16 protein-coding genes and 2 pseudogenes are annotated in these 22,116 nt (G+C 70.9%); 8 read left to right on the forward strand and 10 right to left on the reverse strand.

The window, feature by feature from the left end:
• Positions 1-479 precede the first annotated feature (479 nt).
• Together ACMXN5_RS45930 and ACMXN5_RS45935 are read right to left on the reverse strand one after the other, a co-directional pair.
• Complete coding sequence (locus tag ACMXN5_RS45930) at positions 480-1,271, reverse strand: alpha/beta fold hydrolase (protein ID WP_439680820.1); 792 nt, start codon at positions 1,269-1,271, stop codon at positions 480-482.
• Complete coding sequence (locus ACMXN5_RS45935) at positions 1,268-1,984, reverse strand: TetR/AcrR family transcriptional regulator (RefSeq protein WP_439680821.1); 717 nt, start codon at positions 1,982-1,984, stop codon at positions 1,268-1,270. Before ACMXN5_RS45935 ends, ACMXN5_RS45930 begins: the two co-directional genes overlap by 4 nt.
• A 76-nt stretch (positions 1,985-2,060) precedes the next feature.
• Between ACMXN5_RS45935 and ACMXN5_RS45940 the strand changes: the two genes are divergently transcribed.
• Positions 2,061-3,473 carry an amidase gene (locus tag ACMXN5_RS45940; RefSeq protein WP_439680822.1) on the forward strand — a complete coding sequence of 471 codons (1,413 nt, stop codon included), beginning with the start codon at positions 2,061-2,063 and terminating at the stop codon, positions 3,471-3,473.
• A gap of 239 nt (positions 3,474-3,712) precedes the next feature.
• A complete protein-coding gene (locus ACMXN5_RS45945; protein ID WP_439680823.1) occupies positions 3,713-5,257 on the forward strand; it encodes an MFS transporter in 1,545 nt (514 codons plus the stop codon).
• Positions 5,258-5,332: 75 nt separating this feature from the next.
• On the opposite strand, the gene ACMXN5_RS45950 is transcribed toward ACMXN5_RS45945, so the two are convergent.
• Entirely contained in the window at positions 5,333-6,307 is a 975-nt protein-coding gene (locus ACMXN5_RS45950; protein WP_439680824.1) for a helix-turn-helix domain-containing protein, read from the reverse strand.
• Between the two features lie 115 nt (positions 6,308-6,422).
• On the opposite strand from ACMXN5_RS45950, the gene ACMXN5_RS45955 reads away from it, so the two are divergent.
• Positions 6,423-8,447, forward strand: coding sequence for a WD40/YVTN/BNR-like repeat-containing protein (locus tag ACMXN5_RS45955; RefSeq protein WP_439680825.1), 2,025 nt, complete (start codon positions 6,423-6,425; stop codon positions 8,445-8,447).
• A gap of 95 nt (positions 8,448-8,542) precedes the next feature.
• Here ACMXN5_RS45955 and ACMXN5_RS45960 read toward each other — a convergent pair whose 3' ends face one another.
• Positions 8,543-9,886, reverse strand: coding sequence for a glycoside hydrolase family 18 protein (locus ACMXN5_RS45960; protein ID WP_439680826.1), 1,344 nt, complete (start codon positions 9,884-9,886; stop codon positions 8,543-8,545).
• A 373-nt stretch (positions 9,887-10,259) separates the two neighbouring features.
• On the opposite strand from ACMXN5_RS45960, the gene ACMXN5_RS45965 reads away from it, so the two are divergent.
• Both ACMXN5_RS45965 and ACMXN5_RS45970 read left to right on the forward strand, forming a co-directional pair.
• Positions 10,260-11,522, forward strand: a complete 1,263-nt coding sequence (locus ACMXN5_RS45965) for an MFS transporter (RefSeq protein WP_439680827.1) — start codon at positions 10,260-10,262, stop codon at positions 11,520-11,522.
• 136 nt (positions 11,523-11,658) lie between these two features.
• Positions 11,659-11,829 (forward strand): annotated as a pseudogene (locus ACMXN5_RS45970) (HEAT repeat domain-containing protein); the annotation flags it as partial.
• A gap of 126 nt (positions 11,830-11,955) precedes the next feature.
• Here the strand turns inward: ACMXN5_RS45970 and ACMXN5_RS45975 are convergent.
• Together ACMXN5_RS45975 and ACMXN5_RS45980 are read right to left on the reverse strand one after the other, a co-directional pair.
• Entirely contained in the window at positions 11,956-14,004 is a 2,049-nt protein-coding gene (locus ACMXN5_RS45975) for an ABC transporter ATP-binding protein (protein WP_439680828.1), read from the reverse strand.
• A gap of 281 nt (positions 14,005-14,285) precedes the next feature.
• On the reverse strand, positions 14,286-15,332 hold the full coding sequence (locus ACMXN5_RS45980; protein ID WP_439680829.1) for an LLM class flavin-dependent oxidoreductase: 1,047 nt from the start codon (positions 15,330-15,332) through the stop codon (positions 14,286-14,288).
• Between the two features lie 209 nt (positions 15,333-15,541).
• Between ACMXN5_RS45980 and ACMXN5_RS45985 the strand changes: the two genes are divergently transcribed.
• On the forward strand, positions 15,542-15,844 hold the full coding sequence (locus ACMXN5_RS45985; protein ID WP_439680830.1) for a hypothetical protein: 303 nt from the start codon (positions 15,542-15,544) through the stop codon (positions 15,842-15,844).
• A 373-nt stretch (positions 15,845-16,217) separates the two neighbouring features.
• Here ACMXN5_RS45985 and ACMXN5_RS45990 read toward each other — a convergent pair.
• Together ACMXN5_RS45990 and ACMXN5_RS45995 are read right to left on the reverse strand one after the other, a co-directional pair.
• Positions 16,218-16,454 (reverse strand): annotated as a pseudogene (locus tag ACMXN5_RS45990) (SulP family inorganic anion transporter); the annotation flags it as partial.
• Between the two features lie 116 nt (positions 16,455-16,570).
• A complete protein-coding gene (locus ACMXN5_RS45995; protein ID WP_439680831.1) occupies positions 16,571-16,933 on the reverse strand; it encodes an ArsR/SmtB family transcription factor in 363 nt (120 codons plus the stop codon).
• A 587-nt stretch (positions 16,934-17,520) separates the two neighbouring features.
• Between ACMXN5_RS45995 and ACMXN5_RS46000 the strand changes: the two genes are divergently transcribed.
• Positions 17,521-17,691, forward strand: coding sequence for a hypothetical protein (locus ACMXN5_RS46000; protein WP_380036644.1), 171 nt, complete (start codon positions 17,521-17,523; stop codon positions 17,689-17,691).
• 105 nt (positions 17,692-17,796) lie between these two features.
• On the opposite strand, the gene ACMXN5_RS46005 is transcribed toward ACMXN5_RS46000, so the two are convergent.
• Positions 17,797-20,529 carry a M28 family peptidase gene (locus ACMXN5_RS46005; protein ID WP_439680832.1) on the reverse strand — a complete coding sequence of 911 codons (2,733 nt, stop codon included), beginning with the start codon at positions 20,527-20,529 and terminating at the stop codon, positions 17,797-17,799.
• A 216-nt stretch (positions 20,530-20,745) separates the two neighbouring features.
• Between ACMXN5_RS46005 and ACMXN5_RS46010 the strand changes: the two genes are divergently transcribed.
• Entirely contained in the window at positions 20,746-20,967 is a 222-nt protein-coding gene (locus tag ACMXN5_RS46010) for a hypothetical protein (protein WP_439680833.1), read from the forward strand.
• 36 nt (positions 20,968-21,003) lie between these two features.
• Here the strand turns inward: ACMXN5_RS46010 and ACMXN5_RS46015 are convergent, their stop codons facing one another.
• On the reverse strand, positions 21,004-22,059 hold the full coding sequence (locus tag ACMXN5_RS46015; RefSeq protein ID WP_439680834.1) for a hypothetical protein: 1,056 nt from the start codon (positions 22,057-22,059) through the stop codon (positions 21,004-21,006).
• Positions 22,060-22,116: the final 57 nt, after the last annotated feature.

Consider the following 22,116-nt stretch of genomic DNA (forward strand, 5'->3'; position numbering starts at 1 on the left):
CCGTGCCCATTGATCGCGACCGCCCTGGGATCGAGCCGCCTTGCCGCCGCGGTTCCGGGTTCAGGTGTGATTGGTGGCGTGGCGGGCGCGGAAGGTTGCTGCTTTGACTCGGTTCGGGACGACACCGCCGTACGACCGCTGCGGGACCGAGCCCTGCTGAGGGTCCTGGTCACCGGCACCGCGTACGCCCTGATCCACCAGCAGACGGTGACCATCCTCCCGCTCGCCCTCCCGCGACAGGGCCTTCCCCCCGCCGACGCCGGCCTGGTGTTCACCGCCACGGCGGCCACCACCGTGCTCGCCCAACCGCTGATCCGGCTGCCCTGGACGGCCCGGCTCACCACGCCCGCCGCGCTCGCCCTCGCCCATGTCCTCCTGGCGGCGGGGCTGACCGGCTACGCCCTCGCCCACACCCTGCCGCCGCTGCTCGTCGCGGCGGCGGCGGGCAGCCTCGGCGACCTGCTGATCATGGGCCGGGTCTACGCACTCGTCACCGACGGGAGCCGTGCGTGGAGCCAACGGGCCACGCCCACCGGTACGTTCGCGTCGAGGTCGCCGTGCACGATCGTGGTCGGTGCGGTGATCGTACCGAGCGGGTCGGGCAGCGCCCGGTGGTAGCGGCGCATGTCGGCGACGGCCGCTCCGGGCCCCTGGCACAGTGCCGCCTCGGCGTCGCGTGCCGTCGACGCGCGGGTCGCGGGGTCGTTCAGGGCGAGCCGGTCGGACTCCGGCAGCCCGGCCGGTGGTTTCGCCGGATCCGTCGGGGCCGAGGCCCGCCGGGTGAGGAGTACGCCCAACACGCCCGGCACGCGCCGGGCCAGCCAGTAGGCGAGGGTCACCACGGGGAGCCGGCCCCGGGTGGCGGCGGCGGGGGCGCCCGGGACCATTCCGCAGGCCACGACCAGGCGTTCGACGCGATCGGGCACGTGCTGCGCGACGGCGAGCGCGTAGCCGGCGCCGCCCGAGATGCCGATCAGCGAGGCCCGGTCGAGTTCGAGCGCGTCGAGCAGGGCGGTGAAGTCGCCGTCCCACGCGTGGAAATCGTCGATGTCGACGGGGTCGGTCTCCCCGAAGCCCGGCCGGTCGGGGCAGATCAACCGGACTCCGGCCCCGGCCGCCGAGGCGTCGAGTGTGTGGGCCTGGAAGCGGCTGCCCGGTGTGCCGTGCGCGACGATCGTGGGGACGCCGGTGGGGTCGCCGTACACGCAGTAGGCGATGCGTCGCCCGCCGGGCGCCGGGGCGAATCGGGTCGGCGGCGCGGATATGCTCACGCTCGTCCCCGCGGGCGTCCCGCCGGGCCCGCCGGTCGTCCCTCGGCGATCGTGGACTCGATTCCGGTGATCAGGAGTTCGAGGCCCTGCCGGAAACGTTCGGCGTAGTCGTGGTACCGAGCGAAGACCGACGCCGCCTGCCGCTCGGGCGACGCGTCGTAGTGTTCGAGTTCGCCTCGACCGAGCCGGATCGCGACATGCCCCGTGACGAAGTCGTGGACGGCCGCGTACGCGTACGCGGCGCGCTCCTCGTCCAGCCCCGCCGTACGCAACACGCCCGCGACGCGGTGTGCGACCGCGTCCGCGCCCGGTGCGTCGAGGGCGGCCCTGCGGTGTGCCTCCAGCACCAGCGGGTGGCGCATCAGCAACGCGCGCAGTTCCTCGGCGAAGACCCGCACGACGCCCTGCCAGTCGTCGGGCCACACGATCGATCGGGTCACCCGGCCGACCACCTCCGAGACCATCGTGTGGCGCAGGGCCTCGATGCCGCCGGTCGTGCGATGGATCGCCATGGGCGACACGCCCAGCCGGTCACCCAACACGCGAAACGACACGGCGTCCAGTCCACGGTCGTCGGCGATCTCGGTCGCGGCGCTCAGGATCGCCTCCAGCGATACGGCCTTGGGCCGACCCGGCTTCGCCGCCTCCGGCGCGCCACCCGCCGAACCTTCCGGTGGCCCATCCGGTGGACCCGACGCACCTGCTGCACTCATCGAACTCGGCATTGACGATTCCATGAGAACACCCTAACAATACGCGTAACGAAACACCAAGCGAGGTGCGCTGCGCATGCCTGAATTGCACGAACTATCGGCCCTGGACCTCGGTTCCGTCATCGCCTCCGGAGAAACCTCCCCGGTGGACGTCGTGGACCATTTCCTTCGGCGCGCCGCCGAGGCGGACACGGTCGGGGCATTCACCACGATCGCCGACACACACGCCAGGGAATCGGCACGCCGAGCCGAACGAACCCTGCGCGACAGGCGCGACGAGCCGCCGCCCGCGCTCTTCGGAGTGCCCATCGGCATCAAGGATCTCGAAGAGACGCGCGGAATTCGCACGACCTTGGGCAGCAGGGTGTTCCAAAACTGGATCCCGGACGCGGACGGCGAAATAGTCACCATCCTGCGGGCCGGCGGCCTCATCGACATCGGCAAGACCACGGTGCCCGAGTTCGGCGCCGCCTGCTACACCGAACCCGACATCGCCCCGCCCGCGCGCAGCCCGTTCGACCCCGCGTGCGGCGCCGCCGGCAGCAGCGGCGGCGCGGCGGCGTCGGTGGGCGCACGATTGTTGCCGTTCGCGCAGGGCAGCGACACCGCCGGGTCGTTGCGGTCCCCGGCGAGCGTCTGCGGCGTGATCGGCCTCAAGCCGAGCCGGGGCCTGATCACCACCGGCCCCGACCGCGGTGACAACATGGGCCTGTCGGCGCGCGGACCACTGGCCAGGACCGTACGCGACACGGCCGCGCTCCTGGACGTCCTGGCCTCGAGGCCCGGCGCGAACACCGTGCATCCCCCGGCGCCTTCGGCGGGCGGCTACCGGGCGGCCTGCGACGGGCCGCTGCCACGTCTGCGGATCGCGGTCGCACACGGGTCGATCTCCGGTGGCCCGGTGGCCGCCGAGTCGGCGGAGGCGACCACCCGTACCGGGCTGCTGCTCGAATCCCTCGGGCACACCGTGGTGCGTCGCGACCAGGCCGAGGACCCGCTGTTCACCGAGTCGTTCACCCTGGCCTTCGCGTCCCTCGCCGGCGGCCTGCCGCTACCGCCGGGCGCGGAGCCCCTGCTGCGCCCGATCGTCCGGCATCTGCGCGCGATCGCGACCCGGACCACGGCGGCCGAACTGGCCGCGGCACTCGGCACGTTGCAGGCGCGGGCCCGCGCGTGGACGCTCGACCACGCCGACGTGGACATCGTGATCACCCCGACGATCACCCGCCCGACACAGACCCTCGGCGAACTGCGCGACGACGCCGACCCGGCGGGCGAACTCGCCGCGATGACGGCCTTCACCGGCAATACCGTCCTCGCCAACGCGACCGGCTTTCCCGCCCTGAGCCTGCCCGTGGAGTGGAGCGCGCGAGGCATGCCGATCGGCGTGATGTTCACCGCGGGGTGGGGGCGGGACGACCTTCTGTTGCGACTGGCGGCGGAGGTCGAAGAGGCCGCCCCGTGGGTGGAGCGCTACCCGAACATCTGAATCGACTATCGACCGTCGAATATCGAACAGGGCGCAAGACTCCCGATAATCCGAGAACGACCCCACGTTCTGGTCCCATGCGCCCGCGCGCCCACGCGCCCGCACAGCCACGCAGCCACGCGGGTCGATTCGGCGTATTCGAATACTCGCGTGGATTTCGCTCGGATTTCGCTCGGATTCCCATGCGGATTCTGCGCGGATCCCGGGTGAATCGTGCCCAGAGAAATGAGTCCCACGCAATGAAACGCTCCGCCATCACCTCCGACTCCGCCGAAACGGGTGACACCCCATCCGGTAGACGCGCCACCCTCCTGTTCCTCGCGCTGGCCGTCACGGCGATGGCCGTCGCGGCGCTGGAGAGCCTGATCCTCCCGGCGTTGCCGATGCTGCAGAGCGATCTGGACATCAGGCCCGCCAAGGCCGCGACGTGGGCGGTCGCGCTGACCGTCAGCGCCGCCGTCTCGACCCCCTTGGCCGGCAGCCTCGCCGATCTGCACGGTCCGCGCCGGACCATGGCGGGCGTGCTGTTCCTGGTCACCTGCGGTGGCCTCGTATCGGCCGCGGCGCGCTCCTACACGATGTTCCTGGTCGGCCAGATCCTGATGGGCACCGGCACGGGAGTCATCCCGATCGGCTTCGTGGTGTTGCGTTCGCTGTACGCGCCCGATCGGCTGAAGGCGCCGATGGGCACGTTCATGGCGGCGATCACGGCGGGCAACTGCGCGGGCGTGCTGTTCGCCGGACCGATCGCGAATTCACTGTCCCGGGCCTGGATGTACGCCCTCCCGACACTGTGCGCGGCGGCCGGGGGCGTGCTGTTCCACCTGACCGCCGCCGGGCTGCGGACGCCGGCGTCCGAGGTGGCGCGGCCGGGCGGTAAGGCGTGCCCGGGCGGTAAGGCGGGCCCCTCCCGGGTCGACTGGCCCGGTGCGGCCACCCTCGCCGTCGGCCTGGCCCTGCTGTTCATCTGGCTCGACCGGGCACCCAAGGACGGCTGGGGCGCCGCGACGAGCCTGGCCCTGGTGGCCTCCTCGGTCGTGGTCCTCGTCGGGTGGGTGTACGTGGAGAACCGGGTCGAGCATGCGATGGTGGCTCCGGCGCTGCTCCGCCGACGGGGTATTTGGGGCCCGGTGAGCGTCGGCGTGGCACAGGGCTGGATCTACAGCATGGTCGTCTACCTCGTCCCGCAACTGCTGGCCCTGCCGAAGGCCACGGGCCTGGGGCTCGGTGCGAATGCCTCCGAGATCGGCTACCACCTCTGTGCGGCTCTGGCCGCGGCGGTGCTGAGTTCACCGCTCGCCGGCCTCGCGGCCCGACATGTGGGCAGCCGGGTCGTCGCCGGCGTGGGCATGGCGTCGCTCGCCGCCGGCGCGCTGACTCTGGCGTATCACCACGAGCCATGGCAGATCGTGTGCGGACTGGTGCTGACCGGGATCGGCGCGGCGGCCGGCTCGACGGCGATCTTCGTCGTCGCGGCCTCGGCCGTGGCGCCCGAACAGGTCGGTGTCGCCACCGCCTTGACCACCGTCGCCCGGGCGCTCGGCGGGGCGGTCGGGACCCAGGTGGCCGCACTGATCATGACCCACAACCCGATACTCGTTCCGGGCGGACCACCCTCCGACGACGGCTTCCGGATCGCATATCTGACCGCCATGGCCATCGCGGTGGCCGCCGTCGGCCTCGTGTTCGCCTTCCCCCGCGACGCCCCGGCGCGCCCGGCCCGATCGCGGGTACGAGTGGCCGCCGCGGCCCCGTCCTCGCTCCCGGACGGCCCACCGGCGTAGCGCGCCCGTCCCGGCGCGGTCGGGGTGCCGGGTGCCGGGAGCCGGGAGCCGCCCCAACCGCCGGTGTGAGCGCCCCTACACCCAGCCGCGCCGCACCGCCTGAACGCCGGCCTGGAAACGGTTCTCCGCGCCCAACTCGTCGAGGAGCACCCGCATTCGCCGGCGCAGGCTCCGGGTGCTGATGCCCAGTTGCCGGGCGATCGTCTCGTCCTTGAGTCCGGACAGCAGCAGGTTCAGGATCCGTCGGTCCTCCGCGTCGAGCGGGTCGTCCGCCGACTCGGAGCCGGCGGCGGTGAGGGGGACGGCCTGGGTCCAGAGCCCTTCGAACAGGGTGACCAGGGCGTCGACGAGGGTGGTGCCCCGGATGACCACGCTGCGGGTGATGGGCGGGTCGAGGTGCAGGGGCAGCAGGGCGATCCGGCGATCGGCGACGGACATCTTCAGCGGGACGTCGGCGAGGACCCGGGCCTCTTCGCCGGCCTGCGACAGGCCGGACACGACGTCCAGGTTCCCGGGTATCTCGAACGACTCGGGGGCGTAGATCGTGCGGTACCGAACCCCGCGGCCCAGCAGGGTGTGTTGGAGCGGGTTGCCGTGGGCCAGGACGTACGGCGGCCGGTCCAGGCTCATGATCTCCTCGGTGGCCTCCTGCTGGAGCCGGGCGAACCACCGGCCGAGTTCGTCGGCGCTGGTCAGCAGTTCGACGCCGTCGCCGGGGCGGGCGGTCTCGCCGAGCGCGCGGTAGACGGCCTCGAGTTCGGCGGCCGTCTCGGTGACCCGGCCGAGGTCGGCGTGCGCGTTGCGGACCAGGGCGGCGAGAGCGGCGGTGGGGCTGACGGCCGCCCACCGGGTGGGGCGGCCCGAGAGCCGGCTGACCAGACCGTGGCCGCGCAGCCGGGCGAGGGCCGACTGCAGCCGCTCGGCGCCCGAGCCGGTGCGCTCCGCCAAGTCGCGCACAGTGACCGGCGGTCCGGCCAAAACGGTGCGATAGACCCGCTCGTCGAACGGCGCGACCCCGACGGCGCCGAACACCAACTCGTCATTTTCCATGGCGAGCGAGCATGGCCGATTCCGGCGCCGGCCGCAACCGGCCGGCGGCCACACCTGGCCGACCGTCGGGAGCCGCGACTACAAAGAGCACACCACCGGCCCCATGGGAGACGGCATGTTCAACGCACAACATTCACGGTCGAGTTCACCGAAGGTGTCCCGGCGCCGACTACTCCTGATCGCCACGGTGGCCTTCGGCACCGTGTTCGGCGCGTTCGGCGCGGTGCCCGCCGGAGCGGAACCCGCGGACTCCGCCGACCCGCCGACGACCCTGGCCACCCGGGGCAACGAATGGCGGCAGGTCGGCCCGAACGGCAGCGGGGGCAAACTGGCGTTCACCCCCGCCCGGCCCGAACGGGCCTACGTGCAGACCCCGATCGGCAACGTCGTCTTCCGATCCGACGACCGGGGCACCACCTGGCAGCAGAGCAACGAACTGCCCGTGGACGCCACGGACGCCGGCGGCATCGCGGCCAGCCCGCTCCGGCCCGACGTGGTGTTCGCGGGCGGCGTGGAGAAGGAGCACTGGCGCGGGTACGTGCTGCGCAGCACCGACGCCGGCAAAACGTTCACTCAAGTATTGGACGCCCCGGGCGGGGTCAGCGGCGTCGTGTTCGACCCGACCGGCGCGCGGCTGTACGTAACGGGCGCCGACGGTGTGCGCGTCACCACCGACAATGGCAACACTTGGCAACTGCTGGCCGGTGCCCCCGCCGACGCGCGGAACCCGAAGTTCACCGACGGCGACCTGTACTTCACCGCCGGCGCCGACGTCTGGGTGCTGCGCCGAGGCGCGCGGACCCCGGTGAAGCTGCCCCGCCCCGGCTCGACCGGCGCGGGCGTCGATCAGTTCAGCGGTACCGGTGGCACCCTGGTCGCCCGGGGCGACCTGGCGGTCGCGCAGGTCTCCACCGACCGGGGTGCGCACTGGCGGGCGCTGCGCGGGCCGTGGGGCACCGACGTGGTGGTCCTGGCCGCGGTCGTGGACGGCTCGGGCCGGCTGCACATCCAGGTCAACCAGTCCACCGGCGAGATGCAGCAGTGGGGCAGCCGCGACAACGGCCGCACCTGGCGTCCCGAGGCGGGCCTGGCCCGCATCGACCTGTACGAGAGCATCGGCACGTTCCCCGGACGGCCCGGCACCGATGTCATCTCGGCCGGCGCGGGCATCTACACCACCGACGACCACCAGTCCTTCCGCCGGATCGGGGTGCCCGGCTCCGAGGTGTTGTCGCTGACCGTCGCCCGGGGCAAGTCGGGCCCGACGATCGTCGCGGGCACCATGACCGGCACCTACCAGTCGTCCGCGCCCCTGAAGAGCCGATTGCCGCGCGGGTACCAGGAATGGGGCTTCTCCGGCTCGGCGCCGCACACCATCGGCAATCGGATCGACGGCCTGGCCACCGATCCGTCGAACCCCTCGACGGTGTACCGGGTACGCAACACCTGCACCTTCGATCAACCCTGCTTCTACCTGGAGAAGTCGACCGACGCGGGCGTGCGGTGGACGATCACGCAGACGGCCGTACCGGGCAAGGCACTCGGCATCGCGGTCAGCCCGGGTGACCCGAAGCGGCTGTACATCGCCACCCACTCGCCGTCGGCCGTGTACACCAGCAACGACGGCGGCGAGTCCCTGGTCCAGAACGGGCACGACGACCTGAACGGCTTCACCAGCGTCGCGGTCGACCCGGTGGACCCCGACAGCGCCTGGTTCGGCGGCCCGAACGGGCTGTTCCGCACCACCGACGGCGGCGTCACCCTGACCAAGCTCCTCGACGGCTGGGTGAGCGCGATCGCGCTGAACCCGCGCACCCCGGGCCACGCGGTCATCGCCGCCAGGGACGCGCTGTACGTGACCACCGACGACGGGAAGAACCTGACGAAGGCGGCCGGCGACCTCAGCGGTTACCTGAGTTCGCTGGCGTTCACCCCGGACGGCTCGACGGTGTTCGCGGGCTCGCACGAATACCATTCCCCGGCGCTCGGAGTCCTCCGCAGCAACGACGGCGGCCGCAGTTGGGGCTCGATCACGAAGAACCTGCCGGAACCGTCGGTATCGTCGCTGACCGTATCGCCCGACGGCCGGTGGCTGTTCGCGGGCACGACCTACGGAAGCGTGCACCGACTGGCGGTGTAACCACCCTCCGAACGCGCCGCCCCTGCCCGAACTCCCGGGCAGGGGCGGCGCTTTGGTGTCATCCAGGGGCACCGATCACTGCGGTTTCCGACGCCCTAGCGGCGCAGGCCGCGGTCCAGTGCGGCCACGGCGCTGCCGCGCGCATCGTCGCCGTCCAGGGCCCAGATCATCACGCCGGCCAGGTCGTTGCGGCGCGTGTAGCGGGCCTTGGCGGTGAGGACTTCGGAGTTGTCGAAGCTGTAGAAGGTGTCGCCGTCGTACTTCCACGAGGCGCCGTGGACGCGGTCGACGTAGGTCCTGCCGGGGCGGGTACCGAGTTCCTTGTAGGTGAGGTCCGGTGCGGTGCCGCCGGCCTTCTGGTAGAGGCCGTTGCGGTCGCCCGCCGGAACGCCGGTCCATCCGTGGCCGTAGAACGGGACGCCCAGGACCGTCTTCCCGGACGGCAGGCCGAGTTGGGCGTAGTGGTCGACGGCCTTGTCGGCGCTGCGTTGGCGGACGTCGGGGTCGGTGGGGTCGGAGTACAGGTTGGCGTGGTGGTTGGCGGGGCCCCTGGCCTCCCAACTGCCGTGGAGGTCGTAGGTCATGAGGTTGATGTAGTCGACCGAGGCGGAGACCGCGGGGATCTCCAGGCGGTCGGCGACCACGGAACTGGCCGGCAGGGCGGCGGTCAGCAGGTAGTGCCGGGGCTTGCCGTGGGCCTGCGCCTTGGCGCGCTGCGCGGCGTACTCGTCGAGCTGCTTGCGGAACTCGGCCATCAGCAGGGTGAAGTTGCGGCCGTCCTCGGGACGGGAGACGTTGCCCTCCGCGCCGCCGCCACCCGGATACTCCCAGTCGACGTCGATGCCGTCGAAGACACCCTCGGCGGCGCCGGGACCGCCTTCCGGGGCGCCGTCGAGCCTCGGTACGTTGCCCTTGATGTAGAGGTCGACGCAGGAGGAGACGAACTTCTTGCGGGACTCGTCGGTGGCGGCCGCGTCGGAGAAGTACTTGGACCAGGCCCAGCCGCCGAGCGAGATGACGGTCCTGAGCTGCCGGTTCTCGCCCTTGAGTTTGCGCAGTTGGTTGAAGTGGCCCTTGAGCGCCTGACGGGGCGCGTCGGCCACGCCGTCCACCGACTGGGCTGCGGTGAACGGACGTTGGTAGTCGTCGTAGGCGTAACCCTGGCCCTCGATGTTGGCCTCGAAACAGGTACCCTCGGCGGAGACGTTGCCGAAGGCGTAGTTGATGACGGTCAGCTTCGCGGCCTGGCCGGTCTCCTGAACCCGTTTGGCGGAGCTGTCGGCGCCCCACTGGGTGAAGTAGCCGATCCGCTGGCCCTTCGGCTTCGGGCCCTGGGACTCGTGGCCGGCGGCGTTCGCGGCGTGCGCGGTGGTGGTGGCGGTGGCCAGCAGCACGGCGGCGGTGACGGCCGCGAGCAGACCGGAGGGACGAACGGGCATACACGATCTCCTGGTTCCGGTGGTGCGTCCATACGCCAGGGGGCAGGCGTAGCAGAGGTCTAGTCCATTCGGTGCACCCGGACAAGGGATTCGTTCGGATCGACGCACGATGCAAAACGGCGATCCATCCGTCCGGACACCGCGCGTGGTGGCCGCGCAGGCCGCCTGGGCCCCTGGTGTCCGAGGTCCGTCCCGGGTACGGTCGGTGTCGTTGCATCTAGGGTTCCGCTTTCGCTCGTGCGTCGTCGTGGCGCACGGATCGGCGAGAGGTCCGTGACCGAGCGATGCCAGCGTCGGTGGAGTCCGGCGCCGCAACTGACGGGACAAAAGCCCTGAGGTCACTTCGTGTGTCGAGTGATCCGAGGAGACTTCGGTGCCGTCCGCCGGTTGGAATCCCTTCCGTGTCCATCTGCGTGTTCTTCGAACTCCCCAGGTGCTGCGCCTGGTGGTGCCGATGTTCATCGGCCGTCTGCCCAACGGCATGTTTCCCCTGGGCGTGGTGTTTGTGCTGCACCGCTCGTCGGGCTCCTACTCGGTGTCCGGCGCGGCGCTGGCCGCGCTCATGCTGGGGACCACCTGTAGCGCCCCGTTCCGGGGACGTGTGGTGGACCGCTGGGGACAGACCCGCACCCTGATCCCCTTCGTCCTCGCGCAGACCGTGGCGATGGCCGGCTTTCTCGCGGCCGTGTCCACCGGACAGGGTGCATGGGTCGTGATTGCGCCGATCGCCGTTGTGGGCGCCGCGAGTTCGACGCTCGGCGGTTCGATGCGCCGGCTGTGGCCGGTGCTGGTGGATTCGGACGAGGATCTGCCCGGCGCGTACGCGGTCCAGGCGCTGCTCGAAGACCTCATCTCGGTGACCGGTCCACTGATCGCGTCACTCGTGCTGACGTTCGCCCCGCCGGTGGCCGTTTTGATCCTCGCCGAAATCGCGGCGCTGATCGGCACGATCGCCTTCGCCATCGCCGGGCCGTCGCGCTCGGTCGGGGGGCGTGCCGCTCACGCCCCCGGAGCCCTCGGCGCGTTGAGCGTGCCGGGGATGCGCACTCTGGTGCTGACCCTCGCCGCAGCCGGGGCGGTGATCGGGATGTTGTACATCGAGGTGCCCGCGTTCGTGGCCGGTGCCGGGAGCGCGACGGCCGGACTGCTCCTGGCCGTCATGGCCGGCGGCAGCGTGGTCGGCGGTCTCTGGTACGGCGCGCGCACGTGGGCATCCGGCGTCGACCGCCGCTATGTATGGCTCTCGGGTGCCTTTGCCGCGAGCGTGGTTCCGCTGGCGTTGGCGAGAACTGCTCTGCACCTCGGCGTACTTCTGTTGTTCGTGGGCGCCGCGTACGCGCCCCGGATGATCTCGGCGTACCTCATGCTCGACCACCTCGCGCCCCGCGATTCCCCGACCGAGGCGTACACCTGGCTCGTCAGCGCCGGCGCCGCGGGGGTCGCGTCGGGCTCGGCCCTGGCCGGCCCCCTGGTGCAACACGTCGGCGTGCGAAGGGCGTTCGTCGTCACCGCACTGTGTGCGGCGGCGGCCCACATCACGGCCCTCGCCCGCCGCGACACCCTGACGCCGCCGCCTACCCCCCACCCGGCCCCGTGCCCACGATCCGCGCGGGACGGGGGCCGGGACGCGGCCTGACTACGCGACTCGTGCCGGGTTCGTCCGCCATCCGGGCCATGCCACGTCCACCCGGACCACGAGACGCGATGCCGTGCACCGCCCGCCAACGGTCGACCCGACCCGGCTACCCTCGTTGCGGTTTCGAATTTATGGGGTGCGGGCCGGCGAAGCCCTTCCCGGGCTTACCCGCCATCTCGATGCCGAGGTCAGGAAGTGGGCGGTCGAGGGACTTGGTCCCGCGATCGAGAGGGCAGACCCGGACGCGCTCGCCGCCGCGACGGAGTGCCTCGGGGACACGAACGCGGGGGCTCGCCGAGCGGCCTGCTGGTCCCTTGCCCTCGCCCCACTGAACACGACGCCGCAGCCCCGGATGATCCTGCTCGCGGTGCCTGCGGACCGCCGCGCCGGACGGTCTCCTGAGCGTCGCACCGTCACCAGCCGCCTCACGCGGTTATCCCGGTGGCTGAGCCGTGTTGTGTCCGCTGCCGTTGTGCCCGGCTTCGTATTGGTTGGCTTGCATGCGGTACATGGTGGCGTAGCGGCCTTCGTGGGCGAGGAGTTCGTAGTGGGTGCCGTGTTCGGTGAGGGCGCCGTGGTCGAGGACGTAGATGTGGTCGGCGAGGCGGGTGCCGGCGAGGCGGTGGGTGATGAGGATGACGGTGCGTCCGGAGTCGGCGAGGGCGCGGATGCGTTCGAACGCGGCGATTTCGGCCCTGGCGTCGAGGGCGGAGGTGGGTTCGTCGGCGATGATCAGGTCGGCGTCGCGGTAGACGCCGCGGCCCAGGAGGATGCGTTGCCATTGTCCGCCGGACAGGGCCACTCCGCCGACGTAGGAGCGGTCGAGGAGGGTGTGCCATTTCTTCGGGAGTTCGTCGATGACGCGGTCGGCCTCGGCGTATCGGGCGGCGGCTTCGAGCGCGGGATCCGGGCGCTCCGGGGCGGTGTCGGGGTGTGCCCGTGGGCCGGGCACGGTCGTGGCGACGCCGTCGGTGGTGTGCCCTCGCGTCGTGGGGCGGCCGATGCGGATGTTGGCGGCGGCGGTGAACGGCCATTCGGTGAAGGACTGGGAGATCAGGGCGACGCGGCCGAAGAGTTGGTCGCGGTCCAAGGTGGTGTCGTCGATGCCGTCCCAGCGGATGTGCCCGGACTGCGGCCGGTACAGCCCGGCGATGATCTTGGCCAGGGTGGACTTGCCGGAGCCGTTCTCGCCGACGAGCGCGATGACCTGGCCGCGTTCGATGGTCAGGGAGACGGCGTCGACGGCGGGGGTGTCGCGGCCGGGATAGGTGTAGGTGACATCGTCGAGCCGGATGCGGTCGGGGAACCGCTCCACGGGCAGGCCGCCGCGCGGGATGGCGTGTTCGTCGGCGAGTGCGCAGGCGCGTTCGAGGTCCTGGACGAACAGCGATTGTTTGTACGTTTGTTGGACCTGTTCGACGAGCCGGGTCAGTGCTCCGGTGCCGGTGCGGATCGCCAGGACCGCGGTGCCGGAGGCGGCCAGCCCGGTGCGCCCGGTCCAGGTCAGCCATCCCAGCACGACGTATGTCACGCCCGTGGCCAGCCCCGCCAGGGCGGCGGACAGCAGGCCGGTGACGGCTTCGGCGCGCGCGAGTCGGCTCTCCTCGGCCTCGCCGGCCGCGGCCATCCGCTCGAAGTGTTCCACCAGGTAGTCGCCGACTCCGTGTACGCGGATCTCGGGACCGGCCCCGATGTGCCGCAGATGCCAGGCGACTTCGCCCTGCTGCCGGTTGTGGTCGATCCACTGCTGCACGGAGGCGTAGCGCCGGCGCGCATCGCGGACCGCCCCCCAAGCCTGGGGAACGGTGATCAACGCGAGGAGCGGCAGCAGCACCGGATGCAGCACGGCGAGCACGGTTGCGGCGGCGGCGAGGGAGATCAACGCGTTGGCGATGCCGATCGTGTAGGAGATCATCCGCCGGGAGGCGTCGGTGCCCCAACTCGCCGATTGCAGCAGGCGTTTGAAGTCGCCGTCCTCCAGGGTGGCCATCTCCACCCTGGCCGTCTTGCTCAGCAGCGACGTCTCGGCAACACGTTCGAGTTTGGGCTCCAGACGTCCGGCCGCGCCGGTGGAGAGCGCCTGTAGCAATGACACGACCACCCCGGACGCGGCCAGCGCCAACAGGGCCGGCAACGCGGCCCGTACCCGGTCCGGAGTGGCGCCCTGGGCGAACAACCGCACCAGGACCTGATTGGTGGCCAGCAGACTGAACGCTCCGGCCACACCCCGCCCGAGTTCGGCGAGACCGACCGCCGACAACGCCCGGGGGTCGGTGCGCCAGGCCAGCCGGACCGACGCCGCGACCAGCCGGGGAAGTTGCCGGAACGTGCCGAGCAGCGACAGGTGCAGGTGCGCGTCCTGATGGGCGAACGCGCCGTGGTTGTGGGCGAGTTTGCCACCGAAGAGTTCCTCGCCACTGGCCACGCCGCGGGCGATGGTCTCGGCGGCCGGGTCACGACGACGTCGGGAGGATCGGTTCACGGCGTCCACCGTGGGCGGTGCGAGGCGTCGACGGCAATGGGGTTTTCGGGCGGAGACGCCTTCGAGGACGACTGGCGGCGAGCCGTCGGAGAGCGGACAGCGGCCAGGGCGCCGGGATTTCGGGCCGGCCGTCGGCGCCGTCGCCGTGGCATCGTGACCCCGGAGTTCACTCTTTCGAGGCACGTTTGACGGCGGTCGGACAAGCGGAACACCCTCGGGCCTGGTTGGGTCTTGCCCGGACGATGTTCGGGACAGCGCCGCCGTGATCGGGCCGTGCGGCGTCAGGGCAGGAGCCGGGCGAGTTCGGCCATTTCCGCCTCGGGGTTCACCACGGGCTGGATCACGAGTTCGTCGACGCCCGACTTCTCCAGCGCGTCGATCCGCTCTCCGAGTTCGTCCCTGGTACCGATCAGACCGAACCTGTCCACCAGTGACGGCACGACGAGGTCGCGTTCCTCGGGGGACAGTCGGCCGAGATAGTTGTGGTAGAGCGTGTGGTGGCGGTTGGGGTCGGTGGCGGTGGTACCGCGCAGGTGGAGCAGGCGGTCGACAGCCGCGGACTCCTCCTGCGGCAGGGCCGCGCGGAAGGCCGGGTCCTCCACGGCGAGGAGCAGTGCGCTCACCGCGATGTGCCCCATCGCGTCCTTGACGGCATCGCCGTACCGGTCCTCGCCGTCGGCGAGGATGTACAGGGAGGAGACGAGGTACGCATGCGCCTGCTCGCTGTTGCCCGCGGCCCGTGCCGCTGCCAGGCGGGCCCGGCCGAGCGCGGACCAGGCCTCGGGGGCGTGCAGCGCGAAGGAGATCATTCCCGTACCCAGGCGGCCGGCGACGGCGGCAACCTTCGGGCCGAACGCGGCCACGACGAACTCCACCGGATCCTCGGTGTCGACGTAGCCGTCGACGTGCAGAAAGCGCACCCTGCTCGACCGGCTTCCCTCGTGATGGTCCGACTCGCGGCCCGCGGTGAGATCCTGCAAGGCAGCGGTGAACGACTCCAGTTCGACCGTCTTCGCCGGCCGCATGCCCAGCGTGCGGCGCGCGGTGTTGCCGGTGCCGACGCCGCAGACGATGCGGCCGGGAGCGAGGGCGTTGAGACTGCCGAGCGCCGCCGCCGCGGCGGGCGCGGAGCGCAGCGCCGGTGAGGTGACGCCGATACCGAGTTTGATTCGGTCGGTCGACGTGGCGCAGAGCGCGAGGCCGATGAACGGATCACCGTGGACCAACGGTGTGTCGTATACCCAGAAACTACTGAAACCGAGTTCCTCCGCGCGGGTGGCCAGGTGCTCCAGACCCGGGCGTGCGGTCGTGATGATGCCGATCCGCATACGATCCCTCTCGCCTTCGGGTGCCACCGGCTGGGATCGTTCCCTGTCGGCCTGCGGCTACACGCCGACCCTGGCGGACCGGAGCCTCGGGCGACCTCGGGGCGCGGCTTTGCGAGTCCGGAGCGCCGGCGGGACCCTGGAAGGTGGCAGGGGCCGCTGTCCCGCGGCCGGCGGCCCGTCCGTCACTACGAACGCCGAGGGCCGGAGCAATGACATTCATCCAGATCATCGAATACCGGACGACCCGCATCGACGAGTTCGACGCCGCCCTGGACGCCTGGGTCGCCAAGAACGAGGGTCACCGCATCGCGACGCGTGCTGCGCAGACCCGCGACCTCGACCAGGAGAACGTGTATCTGAACATCGTGGAATTCCCCTCCCACGAACTGGCGATGGAGAACTCCAACCGCCCCGAGACGGCCGAGTTCGCGGCCCGGTTGGCCGAGCTGTGCGACGGGCCGCCCACGTTCCGCAACCTCGACGTGCTGCGCGTCCGCGAATTCGAGAGCTGAGCGGGGCCGCGACCTTGGCGCGGGGTCGGGTTCAGGCCTTCTTGACGACGGCGGACTTGAGTCGCATGGGTCCGAATCCGTCGATCCTGCAGTCGGCCTTGTTCACGCGGGGGCGGTCAGCCGCGACCGCTGAAGTGGATGTAGAGCCAGATTCCGCCGCCGATCAAGTGCGTTCCGAAGGTGAATACGAGGAGCCAGACGATGATGCCTCGCTCCATCTCCTTCTGGGTCTGCCGTCTCCCGACGGGGCGTGGCGGGGTGGGGCGCTCCGTGTTCGTGTCGTCGGGAGGCATGGCGTTTCTCCGATCCGATCGCTCGGGATGGGGGGCGTCGGCGGTGGTGGTCGAACCGGGGCCGTTCAGGTGCGGTCCCAGGCGGTGACCAGCCCGGCCTGGGCGCCCAGTCCCGAGGCCACGCCGAACGCCGGCGCCGGCGGCAGCGCGACCACCGCGACGGTCAGGCCCGCGATCAGGTCGCGTCCGGGGGAGCGGCGCATGCTGCGCAGGTCGCCGCGTCGGGGCAGGAGGGCGAGCCGGCCGGCGGCCCGTGTCCCGACCGGGGGAGGAGGGGTGTCCCGCGTGGTGTGGGGTGCCTGCCGCCGGTCGTTCATGGTGCGGAACCTCGTTCCTGGAAGGTGCGCCGTGCCGATGCCCGCGGGCCGCCCGTGGCCGGGCGTTCGTTCCCGGCGGCCGTCGTGCGGGTGGGCGGCTCCGGATGCGGTCCGACTCAGCCCCGGGGCGGCCCGGGGGAGACCTCGCGCGTGGTCGCGCGCAGGTCCTGGAGGAGTTCCATCTGTTCGGTGAGCAGCCCGGTCAGGATGCCGCGCGCGACCGCGAGCAGTTCGCTCACCTGGGGGCTGGTGAGGGTGTAGTAGACCGTCGACCCCTCCCGACGGCTGACCACCACCAGGTTGGCGCGGCGCAGCACGGCCAGCTGCTGGGACAGCCGCGACGCCTCGATGCCGACTTCGGGGAGCATCTCGGCGACGGAGTGCTCGCGTTCGCTGAGCAGTTCCAGGACGCGGATGCGGGCCGGGTGCCCGAGCGTCTTGAAGAACTCGGCCTTCAGTTCGTACAGGGGGGTGCTCACCGTTCCACGTCCTTCCCGGGGGTCACGGTGCGAGGGGGTGCGGCCGCGGCGGTCGCCGCGTGGCGGCCGGGCTGCTCGGGTGGGTGTGGGGTGGGCACGGATGGTCCTCGCGTCTGTGCTTTTGTGCGCGTGTGCGCGTGTACTCGTGTACTTGGTCGTGGGAAGGATCCCGGCGCGTCGAGTTCGCGCAGGGCGGGGGCGGTCACCGGCCCCGTGGCCGGCAGCACGTACGCGCGGCGCTGCGGCGCGACGATCCGCGGCCCGTACCGCCGCTCCGCGCCGCACACCGGTCCGAACGTCGCGCCGATCTCGATCGTGCGGCCGTTTCGCGAGCCCGCGTCCACACGGCGCACCTGAACAGATCCCCCCAGCTTCCTGGCATCCGCGTCCACCTCCCTCTCGGGTCGCTTCCGTGCCGGCTCGGCACAACGAGACCTGATGCCCGACGAAGACGATAGCTTAGCAATTGATAAGATTGGCAACTGCGGCAAGCGTCAGGAGATGGAGGGGCGTACAACGAACGCGTTCGCGAACGTCGACAACACCGCCGCCGCACTTGCCCCGCCCACCACTCGAGGAGGCACCCCGTGGGGGAATTCATCCACGAACTGACCGGCGGCATCGAAGAGGCCCGCGACAAGCTCGATCAGGCCCGTCGGGACGAGGACGCATACGGCACGGAGGTCTGGCAGGCACGCCTGGACGCCCTGGAACGACTCGCCGAACAACACGGCATCGACCTGCCCGACCACCCCTGAACCCGGGCCCTGAACCCGGCCGCTGAACCCGGCCCGAATCGCCAGACGTGGCGATCCCCGGTACCGGCCTGCTTCAGGGCGGCCGGTACCGGGGATCGTCGAGGGTTACGTGGTGGGCGTGGTGACGGCGACCGCGGTCTTCCAGATCGTGTAGGCCACGCCGTCGGCGCTGCGGTTGAGGACCGTGGCGTCGATGTTGCTCGTGGTGTCACACGCGGAGTGGTAGCACGCGTCGTAGGACGCGCCGGCCCGGCCGCCCCACTTGGCCGCCTGCGCCGAGGTCTTGGTGGCACTGGCGCCGGCCGCGTAGCCGGAGGTGGGGATGCCGGCCCGCTGGAAGGAGTAGTCGTCGGAGCGGCCCTGGCCCTCGACGTTCTCCTCGGGACGCAGGTTCAGCGTGTCCCAGTACGCCTTCAGGGGCGCGGCGGTGGCCGAGTTGATGTTGTTGACGAAGTAGCCCGCGTTGCGTGAGGCGACCATGTCGAAGTTGTAGTAGCCCCGGATCGCGGAGCGCTGGGTCGAGGTGAGTTGGCTGACGTAGAACTGCGAGCCCTGGAGGCCCTGTTCCTCCCCGGCCCACCAGCCGAAGCGCACGTGCTTGGTGAGGGTGGGGTTGGCCCGGGCGAGCGCGAGGGCGTTCTCCAGGAGGGTGGCCGAGCCGGAGCCGTTGTCGTTGATGCCGGGACCGGCACTGACGCCGTCCAGGTGGGCGCCGAACATGACGACCTGGTTGGCGGGGCCGCCGGGCCAGTCGGCGATCAGGTTGTTGGAACGGTATCGGCAGGAGGTGCACACCTGCTCGGACACGGTGAAGCCGGCGGCCTGGAGCTTGCCCTTCACGTAGGCCACGGACGCGGTGTAACCGGCGCTGCCCGCACGGCGGTTGCCGCCGTTCTGGTTCGCGATCTGGTTGAGCTGCGCCAGATGCGCCTGGACGTTCGCCACGTCGATGTCGGGCGGCGCCAGGCTCCGGTTGCCGGGACCCGTGACGGTGAGGGTGTACCGGGCGGTGTGGGTGGCGGTGGGGCCGCTACCGGTGACGGTCACGGGGTAGGTGCCCGCCGGCGCGGTCGAACTCGCCGACAGGGTCAGCGTCGAGCCGCCCGCCTCGGCGGACGCCGGCGTGATGGTCGCGGTCACACCGGTGGGCAGATCGCTCGTGGACAGCGTGACGTTCTGCGCCGCGCCCCCGGTCACGGCCGTGCTCACCGCGGTCGTGACCGAATCGCCCGGTGTCACGATGCCCGAGGGCGAGGTGAAGGCGACCGAGAAGTCGTCCAGGCCGGTACCCGCGGTGCAGGTGGGGTCACCGGACTGGGCGGGCACGCTGATGGCGTTCCACGCGGCCTTGGTCTTGTTGAACAGACCGCACGTGGGGTCGAGGGTCTTCGCCGATTTCAGGGTCGCGGTGCGGTACTTCTTGTAGGTCATGCCGCCGGTCTTGAGCAGCATGCCGCCGTAGAAGATCTTGCCGGCCTTCTGGATGCCCACGCCGGTGAGGGTGGTGTTGTTGCAGGTCGGGCTGGTCGGCTTGCCGCCGCCCGGGTTGGTGCCCTCGGCGAGCAGGTAGAACCAGTGGTTCAGCGGCCCCGCCGCCGCGTGTTCCTCGGTGTTGGGGATCGACGAGCTGTAGCAGTTCGGGTCGCCGTTGGTGGACGGCTTGTACATGTAGCGGATGGGACCCTGGCCGACCAGGTCGACCGTTTCGCCGACGGTGTAGTCGGGGGTGTCGTAGGGCGAGGATTCGTTCGTGTACGCCTCGGTCAGCGCGCCCATGATGTCGCCGGTGCCCTCGCCGAGTCCGGCCTCACCGTTGGCGCCGCCGGGGGTGAACTGATCGATGCCGTGGCCGAATTCGTGGCCCACGACGTCCATCGAGGCGATCCACTTGTTCGCCTGGTTGTGTCCGATCGAGACGGACGAGCCGTCCCAGTAGGCGTTGACGTCGTTCAGGCCGACCTTGACCGGCCAACTGCCGCCGCTGCCGTTGTGGCCGTTGCGACCGAGCCAGTCGCGGAGCATGTTCCACTCTTTTTGGGCCGCGAACATGACGTCGGCGCAGCCGGTTTCCTTGCTCGACGCCTGGCCGTTGCCCCAGGAGTCGGTGGACTTGGAGAACACCGTCCCGGTGGAGTAGTCCGCGCAGGACAGGCCGGGTCGGCCCGGGTCGCGCAGCGAATACCTGGCACCGGACTTGGTGGTGTCGATCGGGATGTTCGGGCCGTTCCACTGGCTGTTGCCGGTGCCGGCCTTGACGTCGTCGACCTTGTCGAGCACCGTGCCCGTGCTCGCGTCGACGAAGACGTGCAGCCTGCTGGGCGCGGTCGCGGTGCGGCCGACGAGCACGGTCTCCCAGGCGAGATTGCTCCGATCGTCCCTGACGCGGACGACCAGGCGGTGCGACTCGACCCGGTCCACCGACGCGAGTTCGGCCCTGGAGGTGGTCTCCGCAGCGTCGGCCGTCACGATCGGGTGAACAGGGGTGGATATCTGTACGTCGCTCGCGGACTGGGTCGCGCGGACGCGGCCCCTGCCGTCGGCGAGGACGACGGCGTCGCCGCCGACGACCGGCAGGCCGCGGTAGGTGCGCTCGTAGGCGACGGAGTACAGATCGTCGACCCACGGCGTCACCGACTGCCGTTCGTACTGCTCGTCGGGTCCCTTGGCCAGGACGTCCAGACCGCTTGCGGCGGCCCGGTCGGCGGCGGAGACGGCGAGCGCCTGAGAGCCGGGCGGCGCGGGCGGTTCGGCCGCGGCCGACTGGGCCGCCGCGCCGACGGTGAGGCCGGCGAGTAAGGCGAGGACGGTCCCGGTGGTGGTGGTCACTCTTCGATTCATCGAGGCTCCTTGGTGGAAGGCAGACCTCGACCACGACACCGACCTGCTGTCGCGGGCATCTCGTGAGCCGCGAACGACCGGGCAGGACGGGGTTCGTGCCCGAGCAAGCGAAACACTCACACAGGCGGCCATGCCGGGCGAAGGGGTCCCGCCGAACCGGCAAATTCCGGGAAACGGGCCCTCTTCGCGACGCGGTGTTCGACCCTCGTCGACCTCATGCACGACCTCACGCGTACGGGCTCGCAGATCATCTGCGCCGCCCACTCGCCCATCCTCGCCGCCACCCCCGATGCCGACATCGTCGAAGTCGGCGATCACGGTATTCGCCACGCCACCTGGGAGGATCTCCAACTCGTCGACCACTGGCGCCGGTTCATGCATGACCCGCAGGCATACCTACGCCACATCGTTTCGCGGGCGACGGCGGCGGGTGCGTGATGTGGGGTGGCGGACGGCCTCTTCGTGCCGCGTTCGTCAGTTGCCGAGGGTGTAGAAGTGGACCCGTGTGTCGGATCCGAAGGTTTTGAACCAGTCGGTGACCGAGCCCTGTTCGTCGAACGGGTCTTCCTCGTAGAGCCATTCCGGGTCGAGGTCGCCCAGAACCGCCTCTCTGAACGCGGCGTATGCGCTCTTGATGTCGTGGTCGTACAGGCCGTGGATGTCGAGGACGGGGATGGCTTCCTGGAGGAGGAGGTGCAGGGCCAATGCCTCGGCCGTGGTGGCCGGCGGGTGCCACGTGGTCGAGGTGAGGCGTTGGGTCACACCGGCGGCGGCGATGATGAATCGGCGGACGAACAGCTCGGTGTACTGCTCGGCGAAGGCGGGCGGAAGTTCGTCCAGAATGAAGAAGTCCGCGTCGGAGTCCCCGACGTGGTCGGCCACTTCGTCCTCGGCCAGGCTCACCAGGTCGCCGAAGAGTTCGTCGGTGAGCAGATCGATGGCGTAGACGAGGGCGCCTGCCGCCAGTTCGACGGTGGCGTGGGGGAGCGGGGCCGAGGCGGTGTAAGCGAATCGGGCTGCGGTGAAACAGGTCAGACGTGGGGCCAGGCTCCGAAGTCGCCCGCAATATCTCTCGACTTCCTCGTCGGTCGGCGCTCCCACGTTCGGGTCCGGCACGGGGCGGCGGTGGAGTAGGGCGCGCTCTGCCGGGTCCGCGGGCGGCGCGTCGGGGCCGTCGGCGGCGGCGAGGCTCTTGCGCGCGAGCGCGTCGTGCAATTTGACCTCGCACGAGGCAACCGCCCACTCCTCCAGGCCTTCGGTGTTCTCCAGGATCTCCTCGACCACCGCACGGGCCGCCGTCTCGGCGAACTCCAGTGCGGGGGCGTTCAGTTCCATGAGCACCAGGGCGCCTTCGGGATGCGAGCCGACGCGGTAATCGTCGAGGTCGATGCGCATGTCGTCGGGGCCGTCGACGCCCTCCAGGCGTTCCAGGGGTTCGGCGAGCAGGCTTGATATGCCCGCCCGCTGCAGGTTGTCCAGAGGCGGGTGCCCGCTCGGGGGGACGACGTCGACGTGTACGAAGTAGGTCACGTGACAAGCCTGCCCGAGCCCGACGCGGAAGATCGGCGAACCGGGTACACGGCCGGG

Source organism: Embleya australiensis, assembly GCF_051903075.1.
In the GTDB taxonomy this organism is placed as follows: Bacteria; Actinomycetota; Actinomycetes; order Streptomycetales; family Streptomycetaceae; genus Embleya.